Annotated in this window: 13 protein-coding genes; 7 read left to right on the forward strand and 6 right to left on the reverse strand. The window is 63.9% G+C overall.

What is annotated here, in order from left to right; genetic code table 11:
* Positions 1–117: 117 nt before the first annotated feature.
* On the forward strand, positions 118–900 hold the full coding sequence (locus OGM61_02520) for an EFR1 family ferrodoxin (protein ID UYI84961.1): 783 nt from the start codon (positions 118–120) through the stop codon (positions 898–900).
* Positions 901–972: 72 nt separating this feature from the next.
* On the opposite strand, the gene OGM61_02525 is transcribed toward OGM61_02520, so the two are convergent.
* Positions 973–1,494 carry a nitroreductase gene (locus OGM61_02525; GenBank protein UYI84962.1) on the reverse strand — a complete coding sequence of 174 codons (522 nt, stop codon included), beginning with the start codon at positions 1,492–1,494 and terminating at the stop codon, positions 973–975.
* 126 nt (positions 1,495–1,620) lie between these two features.
* Between OGM61_02525 and OGM61_02530 the strand changes: the two genes are divergently transcribed.
* Positions 1,621–4,875 carry an MMPL family transporter gene (locus OGM61_02530; protein UYI84963.1) on the forward strand — a complete coding sequence of 1,085 codons (3,255 nt, stop codon included), beginning with the start codon at positions 1,621–1,623 and terminating at the stop codon, positions 4,873–4,875.
* 170 nt (positions 4,876–5,045) lie between these two features.
* Here OGM61_02530 and OGM61_02535 read toward each other — a convergent pair whose 3' ends face one another.
* Complete coding sequence (locus tag OGM61_02535; protein ID UYI84964.1) at positions 5,046–5,630, reverse strand: TetR/AcrR family transcriptional regulator; 585 nt, start codon at positions 5,628–5,630, stop codon at positions 5,046–5,048.
* 183 nt (positions 5,631–5,813) lie between these two features.
* Here OGM61_02535 and OGM61_02540 point away from each other — a divergent pair, with 183 nt between their 5' ends.
* Together OGM61_02540 and OGM61_02545 are read left to right on the forward strand one after the other, a co-directional pair.
* Positions 5,814–8,948: an MMPL family transporter gene (locus OGM61_02540; GenBank protein UYI84965.1), complete on the forward strand. Its 3,135-nt coding sequence runs from the start codon at positions 5,814–5,816 to the stop codon at positions 8,946–8,948.
* Between the two features lie 112 nt (positions 8,949–9,060).
* A complete protein-coding gene (locus OGM61_02545) occupies positions 9,061–9,525 on the forward strand; it encodes a low molecular weight phosphotyrosine protein phosphatase (protein UYI84966.1) in 465 nt (154 codons plus the stop codon).
* A gap of 37 nt (positions 9,526–9,562) precedes the next feature.
* On the opposite strand, the gene OGM61_02550 is transcribed toward OGM61_02545, so the two are convergent.
* The 4 genes from OGM61_02550 to OGM61_02565 all read right to left on the reverse strand — a co-directional run bounded on the left by OGM61_02550 (position 9,563) and on the right by OGM61_02565 (position 13,585).
* Positions 9,563–10,327: a DUF4304 domain-containing protein gene (locus tag OGM61_02550; GenBank protein UYI84967.1), complete on the reverse strand. Its 765-nt coding sequence runs from the start codon at positions 10,325–10,327 to the stop codon at positions 9,563–9,565.
* A 91-nt stretch (positions 10,328–10,418) separates the two neighbouring features.
* Positions 10,419–11,999, reverse strand: a complete 1,581-nt coding sequence (locus OGM61_02555) for an AarF/UbiB family protein (protein ID UYI84968.1) — start codon at positions 11,997–11,999, stop codon at positions 10,419–10,421.
* Positions 11,999–12,280, reverse strand: a complete 282-nt coding sequence (locus tag OGM61_02560; protein UYI84969.1) for a hypothetical protein — start codon at positions 12,278–12,280, stop codon at positions 11,999–12,001. The genes OGM61_02555 and OGM61_02560 overlap by 1 nt, the downstream gene beginning before the upstream one ends.
* 66 nt (positions 12,281–12,346) lie before the next feature.
* Positions 12,347–13,585 (reverse strand): lipase, encoded by a 1,239-nt coding sequence (locus OGM61_02565; protein UYI84970.1) that lies wholly within the window; start codon positions 13,583–13,585, stop codon positions 12,347–12,349.
* 409 nt (positions 13,586–13,994) lie between these two features.
* On the opposite strand from OGM61_02565, the gene OGM61_02570 reads away from it, so the two are divergent.
* From OGM61_02570 to OGM61_02580, 3 genes are all read left to right on the forward strand, one after another.
* Entirely contained in the window at positions 13,995–14,957 is a 963-nt protein-coding gene (locus OGM61_02570) for an ABC transporter substrate-binding protein (protein UYI84971.1), read from the forward strand.
* A gap of 71 nt (positions 14,958–15,028) precedes the next feature.
* On the forward strand, positions 15,029–15,970 hold the full coding sequence (locus OGM61_02575; GenBank protein UYI84972.1) for an ABC transporter permease: 942 nt from the start codon (positions 15,029–15,031) through the stop codon (positions 15,968–15,970).
* A 1-nt stretch (position 15,971) separates the two neighbouring features.
* Positions 15,972–16,766 carry an ABC transporter ATP-binding protein gene (locus tag OGM61_02580; GenBank protein ID UYI84973.1) on the forward strand — a complete coding sequence of 265 codons (795 nt, stop codon included), beginning with the start codon at positions 15,972–15,974 and terminating at the stop codon, positions 16,764–16,766.
* The last annotated feature ends 176 nt before the right edge of the window (positions 16,767–16,942 follow it).

Raw genomic sequence — 16,942 nt, forward strand, 5'->3', positions numbered from 1 at the left:
TGTCGTTCTTGATGTGGTACATTTTGGTCTCCAACGTTCTATATTTTACGGTACTATTGTATCGCAAAAAGGCTTGGTGTACAATAGGGACAATCAAAATTTAAGGGAGTGTTTCACATGAGCGAAAATGTGATCTTCTGCTACTCTGGCACCGGCAACTGTCTCGACATGGCGAAAACCATCGCCCGGGAGCTGGGCGACACGGACATCATCCTTATGCGCAAAGAGCCCGCGGTCACGGACGTGCGTGACGCCAAGCGCGTCGGCTTCGTCTTCCCGTGCTACGGCGGCGGTCTGCCCGGCGGCGTGGAGGAGTCGCTGCGCAAGATCCAGGTCGGCCTCACGGCGTATACATTCGGCGTCTGCCAGTACGCGGGCTACATGGGCTCCGGCCTGTACAAGCTCAACAGCATCATCCCCCTGCGCTACTGGACGGCCGTGTCGCACCAGTGCACGTGCATCTGGCTGCTGCCGCACAGCGTGATGCTGCCGCCGGTGACGCCCGCCATGGCGCAGCGCCGCGCGGACAAAAAGGCAAAGCAGATCGCGCAGGATGTTCTTGCCCGGGCGGTCTCGCCCAAGGCCCCGCCGAAAAAGCCCATCAACCAGCTCGAGAGCAGCATCTGGCCGAAGATCGTGGCCGGCAAGGCGCAGAAGTTTGCCGTCAGCGATGCGTGCGTCGCCTGCGGTCAGTGCGCCCGGCTCTGCCCGCGCGGCAACATCCGCATCGAGGGCGGCCGCGCCGTCATCGGCGGCAACTGCATCCAGTGCCTGAGCTGCCTGCAGTACTGCCCGCAGCAGGCCATCTCGATCGGCAGGATCACCGACCGCCGCGAGCACTATCACAACCCCAACGTGACCGCCGCGGAGCTGACCGAGCCGGTCATCCACATCGACTGAGCGGTTTTCCTCTCTACATAGCAGCCCGCCCGCCGGAACTCCGGCGGGCGGGCTTTCCGCTTGAGCGAATGCTCAGACGTGTACGATGTAGTTTTCCTTGCGCGGGGCGGCCTCCGGTGCAGGGCCGGCGGCATAGCCGAGCGCGATCGCGCCGACGCCGCGCAGCGCCTCCGGCAGGCCCCAGTCGCGCAGCAGCGCCTTGCCGTCCGGGCTGTCAAAGATCTCGCGCTCGCGGTTGACCCACACGGTGCCGAGCCCCTCGGCGTGCGCGGCCAGCATGAGGTTTTCGAGCACGCAGCTGCCGTCGGCCAGATAATTTGCGCGCTCTCCGTCGCCGAGCACGACCACGATCACCGGCGCGCCGTAGTAGGGGTCGACATCCCTGCCGATCACGGCGGCGTTGAGCTTTGTCAGACGGTCGCGGTAAGCTTTCGTCTCCACGGCGACGATCGTTGCCGACTGCTCGCCCATGGCCGACGGGGCGTAGGTGCCGGCCTCGAGCACGCGCGCGAGTGTGTCTGCGGGCACGGCGTCCGGCTTGTAGGCGCGGATGCTCCGCCGGGTCTTTATGAGTGTCAGAAAATCGTTTTTCATCGGATAGCCTCCTTAATATATTTATTTAAAAATGTTTGAAATAAGCATACCACATTTTTCGCCGATGTGCTATAATATTCAATTAATTTCTATCCGTCGTTACGCGCGAAAGGAGTTTCTCAGGCCATGCAGAAGATCGCAGCTTTCATCGTCAAAAAACGCAGGCTATTGCTTGTCGTCATGCTGGCTCTGGCGGTGGTCTGCGCGGCGCTGATGCCCTTCGTCGGCATCAACACCGACATGACCAAGTACCTGCCGGACAGCTCGCAGATGAAGATCGGCATGGACCGCATGAACGAGGCCTTCCCCGACGTGGCGGAGACGTACACCATCCGCGTCATGTTCCGCGGGCTGGACGCGCGCGACAAGCTTGCCATCCGCGAGCAGCTGGCGGAGATCCCGAATGTGGACAGCGTGGCCTACGAGCCGGACAGCGGCGACTACAACCGCGGCGACGCCACGCTCTACAAGCTCACCACGCAGTATGACTACAACTCCGACGAGGAGGCGCAGATCGAGCGCGACGTGGCCGACCGCTTTGACGGCTACGACGTGGCCGTGCGCAGCGACGACACCTCGACACCGGATATCCCGCCGATCGTGTTCATCCTCTCGATCGTGCTTGTGACGACGATCCTGCTCATCGCCTGCCCGTCGTACTTCGAGCCGGTGCTGTTTCTCATCACGATCGGCATCGCCGTGCTCATCAACCAGGGCACGAACATCTTCCTCGGCGAGACGTCGGACGTCACGGCGAGCATCTCGGCCATTTTGCAGCTCGCGCTCTCGATGGACTATTCCATCATCCTCATGAATCGCTACCGGCAGGAGCTGCAGGCCGATCCCGACCGCGAGGCTGCCATGACGCGCGCGCTCGCGGCGGCGTTCGGCTCGATCACCGGCAGCTCGGTCACGACGATCGTGGGATTGCTGATGCTGGTGTTCATGCGCTTCAAGATCGGCATGGATCTCGGCATTGTGCTGGCCAAGGGCGTGCTGTGCAGCCTGCTGTGCGTGTTCACGGTGCTGCCCGGCCTGATTTTGTGGGCGGATAAGCTCGTGCGCAAGACGACGAAAAAGCCGCGCGCGCCCAAGCGCGAGCGCCGGAGCGTGCTCGCGGCGCTCGGCCGCTTCAGCTACCGGTGGCGCGGCGCGATCGCAGCGGCGTTCGTGCTGCTGTTCGCGGGTACGTATATTCTGCAGCTGTCTACCCAGATCGCCTACACGCTCACGGACGCCGACCCGGTCGCGGAGGTGTTCCCGCCGGACAACCCCATCGTCGTGCTGTACAACAACGCCGACGAGGACGCCGTGGCCGCGCTGGCGGACCGGCTCGAGGCCGACCCGAACGTCAAGAGCGCCATGGCCTACTCCACCACGCTCGGCAGGCAGTACACCGCCGCGCAGATGGTCAATGTCGTCGGCGCGCTCGACGCCAGCATCCCGGTCAGCGCCGATATGCTGGGCATGATCTATTACGATGCCCACAGCGGCGGCCGCGCCGTGACCATCCCGGCCGGGCAGTTTCTGCGCTTTGTTACCGACCACGTGGCAAATAATGCCGCCTTCGCGCCGTATCTCGACGCGGGCATGACGGCCAATCTTCAGACACTGCAAAAGTTCACCGACCCTGCCGCGCTCACGCAGCAGCGGACGGCGGAGTCGCTGGCGGACTTTCTCGGCATGGACGCGGCGGACGCCAAACAGCTGCTGCTCTACTACTACACGCAGCACGGCGATGCGAGCACCGGCGGTATGACGCTGCCCGCCTTCTCCGACTTCCTCGTCAACGAAGTGCTCACCGACTCCACCTTGGCCGACATGGTCGACGCCTCGGCGCGCGAGCAGGCGGCCACGCTGCAGACGTTCACGGACGTGAGCGCCATGACCACGCCGCGCGGCTGCGACGAGATCGCGCAGATGCTCGGCATGGACGAGGATACCGTCCGGCTGCTGTTCGTGGCATACCACACGCTCAACGGCGACCTGCTCACGGGCGATTGGAACGTTTCGATGCAGACCCTGGTCAACTTCCTCGCCGAGCACAGCGCCCTGCTCGATGATGCGCAGGCGCAGCAGATCACGATGCTCAGCCGGATCATCAACGGCTCGGTCGACGGCACGAGCTACTCGGCGGCGGAGCTTGCCGACCTCCTCGGCATGGACGCCGGGCAGGTGCGCCAGCTCTACCTGCTCTACATCAGCCGCCACGGCGACACGAGCGGCTGGACGCTCTCGGTGCAGCAGTTTGTGGACTTCCTGTGCCAGGAGGTGCTGCCGGACGCGCGCTTTGCCGACCAGCTCAGCGGCGTGGATACCAGCCAGCTCCAGTCGGCGCGCACGGTCATCGACGCGGTCGCCTCCGGCCGGAGTTATACGGCGGCGGAACTGGCAAACCTGTTTCAGGGCCTGTCCAGCCAGCTGGACCGCGGCACGATGGAGCTGCTGTTTCTCTACTATGCCAGCGTGTACAGCAGCGATGCCTCGTGGACGATGTCCATGCAGGAGCTGTTTGACTACCTGCAGAACGATCTGCTCACGGACGCGCGCTTTGCGTCCTTCCTGACCGACGACATGCGCGCGCAGATCACCGACGCGCAGACGATGCTCACCGATGCCGTCACGCAGCTGCGCGGCAGCAACTACTCCCGCCTCGTGCTCACGACGACGCTGCCGGGCGAGTCGGACGAGACGAGCGCGTTCATCGCGCAGCTCATGCAGGATCTCGACGCCGTCACGACCGGGGACTATTACCTCATCGGCAACAGCGCCATGGTCTACGAGATGGAAAACAGCTTCGACAGCGAGCTGCTGCTCATCACGCTCCTGACGGCGGCGTCGATCTTCCTTGTCGTCGTGTTCACGTTCCGCTCGCTCGTCATTCCGGCGCTGCTCGTGCTGATCGTGCAGTGCGGCGTGTTCATCACCGTCACGGTCGTCGGATTGCAGGGGCTGGAGATCTACTACCTTGCGCTGCTGATCGTCGAGTGCATCCTCATGGGTGCGACGATCGACTACGGCATCCTCTACACGAGTTATTACCGCGAGATGCGCGAGAGCATGTCCGTGCGCGACGCGCTCATCGCCGCCTACCGCGGCAGCATCCACACGGTGCTCACCTCCGGCTCGATCATGGTGCTCGTCACGGCGGTCGTCGGGAAATTTTTCGGCAACCCGACCATCGAGCAGATCTGCCGCACGATTTCCATCGGCGCGTTCTCGGCCATCATCCTCATCCTGCTGTTTCTGCCCGGCATGCTCGCCCTGCTCGACCGCTGGGTGCTGCCGCGCGACCTGCGCCGCCGGCTGTATCCGCCGAAGGCGCCCAAGGCCCCGAAAGCGCCAAAACCGCCCAAGGCGGCGCGGGCGTCCTGGCCGTAACCAAACAGATGCACAGAAAAAACAAGGCGGCGTACCGATTATGGTACGCCGCCTTTCCGCGTGTTCAAAAAGCCTCGCAGCGTTTGCCGCCCGCAGGCGGCAAAACATTGCAAGCCTTTTGTTTTCAAAAGTGCAGCACTTCGATCAGCAGCAGCCAGGCCAGACCGTCTTCATACTGCTTCCGACGTGAAGGAATTCCACAGGTGCTCAAAGACGGTGGTCATCTCCGCTGTCAGCGCGTCCGGGTCGAGGTTCGGCTCGGTCAGGTAGCGCTTGAGGTTCTGGATGAGCCCGCCGACGGTGAACGTCGCCAGCGTGTCGGCAAGTTCCGGGCTGTCCGTCACGGCGCCGCAGTAGGCGCGCACGCGCCGGCTGGAACTGGCGAAGATGTGCTCGCTGATGATCTCGAAGATGATCGGCAGCGACTTGCTGCGCAGGCCCATGCGGATGAGCGCCGGGCGCTCGTCTATAAAGGCGATGAGCGCGCGCCACGAGCGCTGGAAATGCTCCACGGGCGAGTCGGTCGCGGCGTCGGCCTCGCTCTCGATCTGCCACTGGATCTCGTTGAGGTAAAAGCGCAGGAAGTCGTACTTATCTTCAAAATGCGAGTAGAACGTCGGGCGGCGGATGAGTGCCCGGGCGCACAGCTCATTGACCGTGATGTCGTCAAACGTCTCCTCGGCCATCAGCGCCTCGAACGCCGCCATGAGCGCACGATAGGTTTTCTGCACGCGCAGATCGTTCTTTTTTTCCATGATGCCGCACTCCTTTACGCCCATCGTATCGTATCGAACAAACGACACGAGCGGAACAAGCGATAAATATCTTACACTTTCATGATAACTGATATTTGTAATTTATCATTTTTCAGCTTATCTTTCTGTTATCAAAAAGTCAACCCCCGCGTTTTTGTCGGGGTAAGGAGTGGTGATTCCATTATGAATCAGAAACCGTCCCCGCTGCACCGTGCATCGGAATGGATCGTCGACCATTACCGGCTGTTTTTCGTCGTCTTTGCCGCGCTGCTGGTCTTTTCCGCGGTCGCGTCCGGCTGGGTGAAGGTCGAAAACGACGTTGCGGCCTATCTGCCGGCCGATTCCGAGACGCGGCAGGGGCTGGACATCATGGAGCAGGAGTTCCAGACCTACGGGTCGGCGAAGATCCTCCTGCGCGACACGGACGCGGATGCCGCCGCGGCCACGGCGGAGCAGATCCGCGCGGTCGACGGGGTGGACAGCTGCACGTACACGATGAATGATACGGGCAGCGCGCTGCTGAGCGTTAGCCTGTCGGATCTGGAGGGGTCGGACACGTGCGCGCAGACCGTGCAGGCCCTGCGCGACCTGCTCGACGGCAGCGGCGCGTACATTTATTCCGCCGAGGGCTACAGCATCTCCGATCAGATCAACGGCGAGGTGCGCGGCCTGCTCGTCATCGTGGCGATCATCCTCGTCACGGTGCTCACGTTCACGTCCTCGACGTATGCCGAGGTGCCCATCCTGCTCATCACGTTCCTCGCGGCGGCGCTCATCAACAAGGGCACGAACTTCGTTTTCGGCACGATCTCGTTCGTGTCCAACGCCGTGGCCATCCTGCTGCAGCTGGCCATGTCGGTGGACTACGCCATCATTTTCTGCAACCGCTACAAGCAGGCGCATGAGACGCTGCCGGTGCGCGAGGCAGTCATCGAGTCGCTGGAAAAATCCATTACCGTCATCAGCTCCTCGAGCCTGACGACCATTGCGGGCCTCGTCGCCATGACGTTCATGAAGTTCGGCCTCGGGCGCGACCTCGGCATCGTGCTCATCAAGGCGATCTTGATCAGCATGCTGACGGTGTTCCTGCTCATGCCGGGGCTGCTGCTCAAGCTCGGCCCGGCCATGGATAAGACGAAGCACCGCAACTTCGTGCCGAAGATCTCGGGCGTCGGCCGTCTCGCGTGGCGGACGCGCCGCGTGGTGCCGCTGGTGTTCGCGGCCGTGCTCGTCGTGGCGTGCATCGGCGCCAACCGCGTGAGCTATGTTTACAGCGAAGCGCCGCTCAAAACGCACAACGCGGACGTCAACCGCACCGCGTCGCAGGCGATCACGGATGATTTCGGCGACGAGACGGTGCTGGCCGTCGTCGTCCCGGCCGGGGATTATACCCAGGAGGCCGCGCTGCTCGACGCCCTCTCGGCTCTGCCGGAGGTCAAGAGCGCCGTCGGCATTGCGGGCACGGAGGCGGCCGGCGGCTACCGGCTGGCGGACGCGGTCGATTACCGGACGTTCGCGCAGCTCAGCGGCGCGGACAGCACGAGCGCGCCGGCGCTCTTCGCGCTCTACGCGGCCGAAAACGGCGCCGCGCAGACGGCCGCGCAGGATCTGAGCGGCTATCAGGTGCCGCTGCTGAAGCTGTTCGAATTCCTGAATGACAAGATCGCCGACGGCACCGTCACGCTCAGCGCCGCGCAGGCGGCGCAGGTCACGGCGCTCAGCAGCCAGCTCGAGCGCGCCAGCGCGCAGCTCGAGGGCACGTCGTACCATCGTCTCGTGCTCACGCTTGCCGCGGCCTCGGACGGGGACGAGACGTTTGCCCTGCTCGACCGCATCCACGCCGTCGTGCACCAGTACTACCCCACCGACAGCTATCTCGTCGGCGACGCCATGTCCGCCTACGGGTCCGAGCAAACGTTCACGCAGGACAACGTCATGGTCAGCGCCATGTCCATCCTCATGGTCATGCTCGTGCTGCTGTTCACGTTCCGCTCGCTCGGTATGCCCATTTTGCTCACGCTCGTCATTCAGGGCAGCATCTGGATCAACTTCGGCATCACGGTGCTCACGGGCGAGTATGTGCTCTTCATGGTCTATCTCGTGGCCAGCGCCATTCAGATGGGCTGCAACGTGGACTATGCGATCGTCGTCGCCTCGCACTATACCGAGGCGCGCGCCGATCAGGGCCCGCGCGAGGCCATGATCACGGCGCTGAACCTCGCCTTCCCGACCATCATCACATCCGGCACGATGCTCATCTCCGCCGGCCTGCTCATCGGCGCGCGCGTCTCGTCCGGCGCGGTGGCCGGCATGGGCCGGTTCGTGGGCGTCGGGTCGCTCATCACGGTGTTTCTCGTGCTGTTCGTGCTGCCGCAGCTTCTGCTGCTGGGCGATACCTTCGTGCGCCGGACGGCACTGCCCGCGCAGCGCCGCCTGCCGCTGACCGCGGCGAGCCGCGCGGCCCGCTGGGTGCTGCTCGCGGCGGCGGTGTTCGTCATGGCCGTGTCGCCGTGGAGCGTCGTGCGCACGCAGCAGAAGCGGGCCGACCGTGTCGTCGCCGATACGCAGCTGTGCGGCAGCGCCCGCTCGCTCGGCGAGCTGGCGGCGTCCCTCGGCGCGCAGCAGGAGACGTATGACGCGCTCAAGCTCTCGTTTGCTACGGGCGTCGTGACGGATAACGTCGGCCAGAGCCGGCTCGAGAGCGGGCAGGCGGAGTATGACGCCGGCAGAGAAAAGCTCGCCGCCGGGCAGCAGGCGCTCGACGCTGCGGCGGCCGAGATCGCGGCCGGGCAGAGCAAGCTCGACACGGCGGCCGGTACGCTGGCCTCCGGCCGGCAGACGCTGGCGGCGAACCGGCAGCAGCTGGCGCAGGACCTCGCGGCGCTCACCCCGTATGAGGACGACACCGAGCGGCTGGAGCAGGGCATCGCCGTGCTCATGCAGGACGAGACGCTGCGCGCGCGGGCAGGCGCGTCCGCGAGCTATGGCGACATCTGCGCGCTCGCGCAGGATCTCTACACGGCGGATATGGACACTGCGCGCACGGAGGCGGCGGTCTGGACGGGCATCTGCATCACACTGTTCGCGGCCGGTGCGCTCGCGTTCGCGGGCGTGTGCCTCGGCCACAGGAGCGGAAAGGCCGTGGCGTGGTGCACGGCGCTGGCGGCGATCCTGTCCGTCGGCTGCCTGATCGCCATGCTGGCCGCCGGTCACGGTGCGCTGCGCACGCTGTGCCTGTGCGCGGCGCTGGCGCTGCTCGTGCTGGCGTTCGTGGCCGCCGGGTTCACGCTCCGGCAGCGCGCGCAGCGGGCGCAGTAAGGCACAGGGAAAGAAAAAACCGGGGCGCAGGCAGCTGCCTGCACCCCGGTTTTGCTTTTGCGCCGCGCTGTGTTATAATGGGCCATCACGGTCGAAAGGAATTGCGATCCCAATGGTCAAAGTGCTCTTTATCTGCCACGGCAACATCTGCCGCAGCCCGATGGCGGAGTATCTGCTCCGGGACATGGTGCGGCGGCAGGGGCTCGCGGCGCAGTTTCAGATCGCCTCGGCGGCGACGAGCCGCGAGGAGATCGGCAACGACGTCTACCCGCCCGCACGCGCCGAGCTGCGCGCGCACGGCGTCCCCGTCGGTCACCGCGCCGCCGTGCAGGTCACGCCGCGCGACTACGATGATTACGACTGGCTGCTGACGATGGACGAGAACAACGCGCGCAACCTCCGCCGCATACTTCCGCACGACCCGGACGGGAAGATCCGAGCGCTGCTGTCGTTTGCGGGCCTGCAGCGCGGCATCGCCGACCCGTGGTATACGGGCGATTTCGGCACGACGTATGACGATCTCGTGCTCGGCTGCACGGCGTTTCTGGACGCGCTGCGCCGCCGCGGCGATATTTAAAAAGAATGACCGCCCCGGCCGGGGCGGTCATTCCTGTTTATGGCGCAATATCCGGGAGCGAAAGGCCGAGTCTTTCGGCCAGCTCGGCCAGATAACGGATGTGGCCGTCATCCGCACTGCGGATGGTGAAGTATCCGGTTTTGTCAGCCGTGATGTTCTGCCCGTGGCAGATTACCCGCTCCTCTTTTTGCAAATAGACCTGCTTGCCATGGGCTTTTTCGCGCTGGTATGCGTGCACAGCGTTCAGATAGTATTGTGCAAACAGTGCTTGTGCTTTTTCCAGGTCGCCCAGATGGCCGCAGATCATTGCTTCGTCGAGCAGGATCAGCTGCCGGCCCATCACATCGAAGTGCGGATAGTCACACCGGTGCGCGAGAATCGCCTTCCGGGAGGACAGCACGTCGTAGACGGGCAGTACTTTTGTCAGCACATCGGGCAGAATCTGATTCAGGAGCTGTGACGGCTGCTTTCGCAGGTCAAAGCACAGCTCCTGCCTGCCGTCAATGCTCCCGAGACGGGAGCGCAGGGTACAGTTGTATTCGCGGTAATATCGTTTTGGTGGCGATGGGGAAAAGGTGCGCTCGTCGCACTCCGGTATGCGGATGCCGAGATTGACCCACATTTGCTGTGCGGGGCCCGCAGACGGCAAACCGCACTGGAAGTGGATGACCTGCGACAGGTCGCCGGAGACAAAGCGGTGCAGTGTCCGCCCGTATTTCCGGAAGCCGAGCGGCTTGAGCTGCGCATAGACGGCGGCCTCAATCTCGTCGGTGCATATGGCTGCTTTGGATTTTTCGTTCATGTTCGTACTCCCTCCGAGGGGATCGCACTTTCATCAAAAACCGCCCGGAAGGCTGTGCCCTCCGGGCGGTTTTGCGCGTATGCAAAAGCCTTCACACCGACCAGTGCCGGCGGTCAAACAGCGCGATCGTCACGGCGACGGCGGCGGCGAAAAACACCAGCGCCGGCCACGGCAGCCCCAGCACCCGCGGCAGCGGGGCGAGACACGTGATGGCCGCGCAGAACAGTAGCGAGCAGTCCAGCAACGCAAAGATGAGCCGGTTCAGCAGCTTCGACTGCGCGGCGCGCGCCGCGTCCGACCACGATTTTTTCACGTTGACGGTCAGCTGCCCGGCATTGGCCTTGCTCAGGAACGCCGACAGCTGCGTCGGCAGCACCGTGAGCTTTTCGCCCGAGCGGGCGAGCTGCTGCGCGAGCGTCTTGACCTTCTTTTCAATGTGTTCGCGGCTCAGGGCGGTGTTCTTGACGTACTCCGCCACGATCTCGATGACGTTCGCGTCCGGCGACACGCTCGTGAGCATGCCCTGAATGACGAGCAAGCTGCGCCCGAGCATCGTCAGCGAGGCGGGCACGGACACGCCGTATTCGTTCAGGATCTGCACGAACTCGTCCACAAGCACGCCCATGTCCATATCGGCCATCGGCATGGACTCATACTTGTGCAGAAAGATGCCGATGCGCTCCGTGAGCGCCTGCTGGTCGGGCGCGCGGTCATACTGGCCGAGCGCGAGCAGCGTCTGCGTCAGGGCGGGCACGTCCTGGTCATAGATCGTGCGGATGATGCCCATGTACAGCTCCGCCTCGCGCGGGCTGATGCGGCCCATCATGCCGAGGTCGAGCCAGATGATCTTCCCGCCCTGCACGCGGATGTTGCCGGGATGGGGGTCGGCGTGGAAGAAGCGGTAGACCGTGATCTGGCGGATGTAGTTGTGCACGAGCTTGACGGCGATCTCGTTGAGATCATACCCGTCGGCGCGCAGGCCGTCGGCATCGTCGATCTGGTGGCCGGCGATGTACTCCATGACGAGCACGTTTTTCGTGCACCACTTCGGGAACGTGGCCGGGCAGTCGGCGTAGGCCACGCCGTCGTTGAGACGCTTGAACTCGGCGATGTTGTTCGCCTCGATCGTGAAGTCGAGCTCCTCCTGTACGGTGTGCCAGATCTCGTCGAGCACGGCGTGAAAATCCAGTGCGCTCGCAAGCGGCGTGTACTTGAGCAGCGCGGCGGCGCGCTTGAGCAGGCGCACGTCGCGGCTCATGATCTCATACAGGTCGGGGCGCTGCACCTTCACGACGACGCGCTGACCGTCGGTCAGTGTCGCTGCGTGCACCTGCGCGATCGAGGCCGAGCCGAGCGGCCGGATGCCGATGTCGGAAAAGACCTCCTGCCACGGGCGGGCATAGGCCTGCGTGAGGATGTCCTGCACTTCGGTCAGCGGCATGGGCGTCACGTCCGTGCGCAGCGTCTCGAGCGCGGCACAGTATTCTTTGGGCAGAATGTCCGAACGCATGGACAGAATTTGTCCGAATTTGACAAACGTCGGCCCAAGGTCCACGAAAATATCGCGCACCTTCTCCGGCGTCAGCCCCTGAACGAGGTGATGCTTTTGCAGGATAGCGACGATCTCGGCGAAGCGCTTGGCCTCGTCGAGCTGCGCGGCGGGGCCGGCCATCAGTCTGCTTCCTTCTTGGCCAGCAGCTTTTGCAGCAGCGCCTCGCGCTCGTCGGCGCTCATGGCGTCCACATCCACGGCGGGCTTTTCGTCCTCGTCCTTCGTCACGGCCTGCTTGCAGGTGCGCTTGAGCTCTTCGTTGAGCACGCGGCCCTTCTCCACGGTCACTTCGCCGCGCGCGACGCACTCGTCGAGCAGCTTGCCGAGCTTTTCGCAGCCGAGGTCGGCCGCGCCCACGGAGGCGACGATCAGCTTGCGCAGATAGCTTTCAATAGAATCCATAATCCATACACTCCTTATCTTATCTTGTGCACTTTGCGGTATTGTATGCCCGGTCTCGGGCGGGGATCACGAGTTGGCGTCGGCCGCGGCGGCTGCATCGAGCAGCGCCATGACCCGGCGGTAGAACAGGCGCGTGCGCACGACGCCGTTGTTCATCACGCCGCCGATCGCGGCCAGGTGGTCGAGATGCTCGACCGGAAGCACCTGCCACACGCCGCGCTGCGGCGTCTGTCCGGGCACAAAGTCCGCGTGCGGCGCGCCGCCGGGATAGCGGGCGGAGATCGTGTTGACCAGCCCGTCGTTCGGCAGCCAGTCGCGCGGCATGCCCGCGCCGTCGCGCCCCATCGCGGTCGAAAACGGCCAGAGCAGCGGTGTCATGGCCGTGTCGGGCTTCTGGTCGTGCGTGAGCAGGCGCGGCAGCGTCCGGCAGCAGGGGATGGAGAAATACCACGTGTCCGGCAGCGTTTCGACGCGCGCATTGAGCGCCCGCGCGCCCGCGGGACGCAGGTCGTCAAAGGCGTTGTCGCCCGCCGGCAGCGGGTTTTGCGCCAGCATGCGCAGCGCCGCCGTCGTGAGCGGCTCGTCCGGGTCGCGCCGGATGCCGAACTGGTCGAGCCGGAAGTCGTACACGCCCTTGAATGCCGAGATGCCGAGCGCGCGCGCCGCGCCCAGAAACAGCGTCGAGAGCGCATTTGCCGCGTCCGGCTGCACGTTGAGAAACGTGGACCCGTCGTGCGGCGCGGCGATGGCGACCAGCGCGTGCACCCAGCCCGCCTTGCCGCCGGTGAACAGCGGCGAGGGCGTCTCGCCCGCAGCCTCGGCCGCCTGCACCTCCTCCGGGCAGCCGTGCGCGAGCAGCTGCGCCAGCAGCCGCGCCGTCGCGCCGCCGAAGCTGTGGCCCACGAGGTCGACGGGCCGGTCCGCGCCCCAATCGGGCACGAGCGGGTTCGGGTACGCCGTGCCGAAGCGCGCGTGGCCGAAGCGCTGCGCGTGCGCAATGCCGTAGTCGGCAGTGCCGCCGGTGAGCTCGGCATAGAGCTCGCACGCGCGGTCCCACGCACTCGAGATGATGCCCACCGAGGCGGCGCGGCAGTCATACCCGCAGGCGTTGAGATAACCCAGCACATCGCCTGCCGCGAGCCCCCAGTAGGGCACGGCGCGGTAGAGCGCGTCGCGCGCGCCCCAGCCCAGCAGACCGTGCACGAACACGGTCGGGTACGGCGTGCGGCCGCCGGGTGATGCGTCCGGCAGCAGGCATTCGCCCACTTCCAGCGTCTGCTGCAGCAGCTGCTGCGGTGTTTTCATGGCGCGCCTCCTCCCAAAGCAAATGCATTTACATTTTTATCAATCATAGCATACCCGGCCGGGAGCGTCAATGCCGCGGCGCGGCGGCGTAAAATGACGGAAATGCACAGAGGTACGCCGAAAGAATTGTGCACAAATGCCAAAAGTAAATAAATTCTGAAAAACGGGGTTGACTTTATCGGCTAAAAGCGCTAAAGTAGGCACATCTTCAGTACAGGAGGCCGCAAACATGCGTCTGGAGCGATTTGCAAGCGCATATTCCTACTATTACTTTAGCGAAAGTAATAGTCGTTTGTGCTGCAAAAATACCAGAACCATCTGAGACTTCCCGATCCGGTTTTGACAAGGCTGCACAGACGACTGTGTGGCTTTTTTCTTTGCCGGGACTACATTTAGGAGGAGAAAACGCATGAACATCAAAAAAATCACTGCCCTGCTCTGCGCCGTGGTCATGGTCCTGTCCCTGGCCGCCTGCGGCAGCAACGGCGAAAAGGCCGAGAATAAGCACTACACCGTCGGCATCTGCCAGCTTGTGCAGCACGACGCGCTCGACGCGGCCACCAAGGGCTTCCGCGACGCCATCACCGACGCGCTCGGCGCCGACAACGTCACCTTCGACGAGCAGAACGCCGCCGGTGACAGCGCCACCTGCGCCACCATCTGCAACGGCTTCGTGTCCAGCGGCGTGGATCTGATCCTCGCCAACGCGACCGGCGCCCTGCAGGCTGCGGCCGCCGCCACGAAGGACATTCCGATCCTCGGCACGGCTGTCACGGAGTACGGCGTTGCGCTCGGCATCGATAACTTCAGCGGCACCGTCGGCGGCAACATCTCCGGCACGTCCGACCTGGCCCCGCTCGACCAGCAGGCGGCCATGATCCAGGAACTGTTCCCGGACGCCAAGAACGTCGGCATCATCTACTGCTCCGGCGAGCCGAACTCCGTCTACCAGGTCGAGGTCGTCAAGGCCGCGCTTGAGAAGGCCGGCTGCACCGTGAATACATACACCTTCTCCGACACGAACGATGTTGTCTCCGTCACCGGCACGGCGAGTGACGCAAACGACGTGCTCTATATCCCGACCGACAACACCGCCGCCTCCTGCGCCGAGGCCATCAAGAGCGCCGCCAAGAAGCCCATCATCGCCGGCGAGGAGGGCATCTGCAAGGCCTGCGGCGTTGCAACGCTGTCCATCGACTACTACGAGCTCGGCCGCACCACCGGTGAGATGGCCGTGAAGATCCTCAAGGGCGAGGCCGATATCTCCACCATGGCGATCGAGTACTACCCGAACCCGGTCAAGAAGTACAACCCCGACATGGCCAGCCTCTACAACGTCACCATCCCGAGCGACTACGAGGCCATCGGCTGATTTTCAACACGATTCCCGGCTCCCTGCCGCAGTTTCTGCGGCAGGGATACTCCACACTATGAGGTAATGATATGAATTCACTGGTTCTTGCGTCCCTGAGCCTGCCGAATCTGGTTTCGCGTCTGCCCGGCGGCGTTGCCCAGGGCATCATCTGGGGCATCATGGCCCTGGGCGTGTACATCACGTTCCGCCTGCTCGACGTCGCCGATCTGACGGTCGACGGGTCGTTCACCACCGGCGGCGCCGTGACGGTCATGCTCATCATCGCCGGCTGGCCGGCATGGGCGGCGCTGCTCGCGGCCGTGGTCGCGGGTCTGCTCGCGGGTCTTGTGACCGGCCTGCTGCACACGAAGCTCGGCATTCCGGCCATCCTCGCCGGCATCCTGACGCAGTTCGCGCTCTACTCGATCAACCTGCGCATCATGAGCATGAAGGCCAACACCCCGGTCAACCCGGATAAGTACAGCCTGTTTCTGACGCTGCGCAGCGTGCCAGGCGCGATCTGGAAGGGTCTGCTGCTCGCGGCCGTGCTCATCGCGCTCCTCTACTGGTACTTCGGCACCGAGCAGGGCAGCGCCATCCGCGCCACGGGCGCCAACCCGTCGATGAGCCGCGCGCAGGGCATCAACATCAATGCCATGAAGGTGCTCGGCCTGTCGCTCTCCAACGGCATGGTCGCGCTCTCCGGCGGCCTGATGGCGCAGTACCAGGGCTTTGCCGACATCAACATGGGCCGCGGCGCGATTGTCATCGGCCTCGCCGCCGTCATCATCGGCGAGGTGCTGTGCGACGCGTTCTTCCGCAAGGGCTGCAACTTCTCCGTGCGCCTGAGCTTTGTCATCCTCGGCGGCATCGTGTATTACCTCGTTATGGTGCTCATCCTCTGGCTCAAGCTCGACCCGAACGATCTCAAGCTCTTCACCGCCGTGATCGTGGCCGCGTTCCTGGCCGTGCCGTATCTCAAGGGGCAGGCCAAGAGCTCGTTCCACCGCCTGAAGAAGGGAGACAAGTGATATGCTGACATTAGACCATATCTCCAAGACCTTCAACCCCGGCACCATCAATGAGAAACGGGCGCTCGACGGATTGTCCCTGCATCTGAAGCCGGGCGATTTCGTGACCGTCATCGGCGGCAACGGCGCCGGCAAATCCACCATGCTCAACGCCGTCGCGGGCGTCTGGCCGGTGGACTCCGGCCGCATCATCCTCGACGGTGTGGACGTGACTGCCATGCCGGAGTACCGCCGCGCGCAGTACATCGGCCGCGTGTTCCAGGACCCCATGATGGGCACGGCAGCGAACATGCAGATCGAGGAGAACCTCGCCCTCGCCGCGCGCCGTGGCAAGAAGCGCACGCTGCGCTGGGGCGTCACGAAGGCGGAGCGCGAGGAATATCATGAGAAGCTCAAGAGCTTTGGCCTCGGCCTTGAGGACCGCATGACGGCGAAGGTCGGCCTGCTCTCCGGCGGCCAGCGCCAGGCGCTGACGCTGCTCATGGCCTCCCTGCAAAAGCCGAAGCTGCTCCTGCTCGACGAGCACACCGCGGCGCTCGACCCCGCGACGGCGGCCAAGGTGCTCGAGCTGTCGGACCGCATCGTGCGCGAAAACCAGCTCACCGCCATGATGATCACCCACAACATGAAGGACGCCATCGTTCACGGCAACCGCCTCATCATGATGAACGAGGGCCACATCATCCTCGATATTGAGGGTGAGGAGAAAAAGAAGCTCACGAAGCAGGACCTGCTCGAAAAGTTCGCCGAGGTGGCGGGCGCGCAGGTCGAGTCCGACGAGGTGCTCCTGAGCTGACGCGCGGACATCCCGACCGATCGGATATTGAGAAAAAATCTCCGGCGCCTGAACGCACAGGCGCCGGAGATGTTTCTTTTCCTTCCGTTTTCTGCCGCGCATTTCCGCCCGTGCAGCAGCACCCACGAAAACCACCAAATAACGGGCAGAAAGTTTGTGCAGTTTTTTTGTCGGAA

Source organism: Clostridiales bacterium (genome assembly GCA_025757645.1).
Taxonomy (GTDB): Bacteria; Bacillota; Clostridia; order Oscillospirales; family Oscillospiraceae; genus CAG-103.

Bases quoted from the DNA above. Each gene is read 5' to 3' on its own strand.
- OGM61_02520 (UYI84961.1), top strand. From the start codon at position 118: ATGAGCGAAAATGTGATCTTCTGCTACTCTGGCACCGGCAACTGTCTC.
- OGM61_02525 (UYI84962.1), bottom strand. From the start codon at position 1,494: ATGAAAAACGATTTTCTGACACTCATAAAGACCCGGCGGAGCATCCGC.
- OGM61_02530 (UYI84963.1), top strand. From the start codon at position 1,621: ATGCAGAAGATCGCAGCTTTCATCGTCAAAAAACGCAGGCTATTGCTT.
- OGM61_02535 (UYI84964.1), bottom strand. From the start codon at position 5,630: ATGGAAAAAAAGAACGATCTGCGCGTGCAGAAAACCTATCGTGCGCTC.
- OGM61_02540 (UYI84965.1), top strand. From the start codon at position 5,814: ATGAATCAGAAACCGTCCCCGCTGCACCGTGCATCGGAATGGATCGTC.
- OGM61_02545 (UYI84966.1), top strand. From the start codon at position 9,061: ATGGTCAAAGTGCTCTTTATCTGCCACGGCAACATCTGCCGCAGCCCG.
- OGM61_02550 (UYI84967.1), bottom strand. From the start codon at position 10,327: ATGAACGAAAAATCCAAAGCAGCCATATGCACCGACGAGATTGAGGCC.
- OGM61_02555 (UYI84968.1), bottom strand. From the start codon at position 11,999: ATGGCCGGCCCCGCCGCGCAGCTCGACGAGGCCAAGCGCTTCGCCGAG.
- OGM61_02560 (UYI84969.1), bottom strand. From the start codon at position 12,280: ATGGATTCTATTGAAAGCTATCTGCGCAAGCTGATCGTCGCCTCCGTG.
- OGM61_02565 (UYI84970.1), bottom strand. From the start codon at position 13,585: ATGAAAACACCGCAGCAGCTGCTGCAGCAGACGCTGGAAGTGGGCGAA.
- OGM61_02570 (UYI84971.1), top strand. From the start codon at position 13,995: ATGAACATCAAAAAAATCACTGCCCTGCTCTGCGCCGTGGTCATGGTC.
- OGM61_02575 (UYI84972.1), top strand. From the start codon at position 15,029: ATGAATTCACTGGTTCTTGCGTCCCTGAGCCTGCCGAATCTGGTTTCG.
- OGM61_02580 (UYI84973.1), top strand. From the start codon at position 15,972: ATGCTGACATTAGACCATATCTCCAAGACCTTCAACCCCGGCACCATC.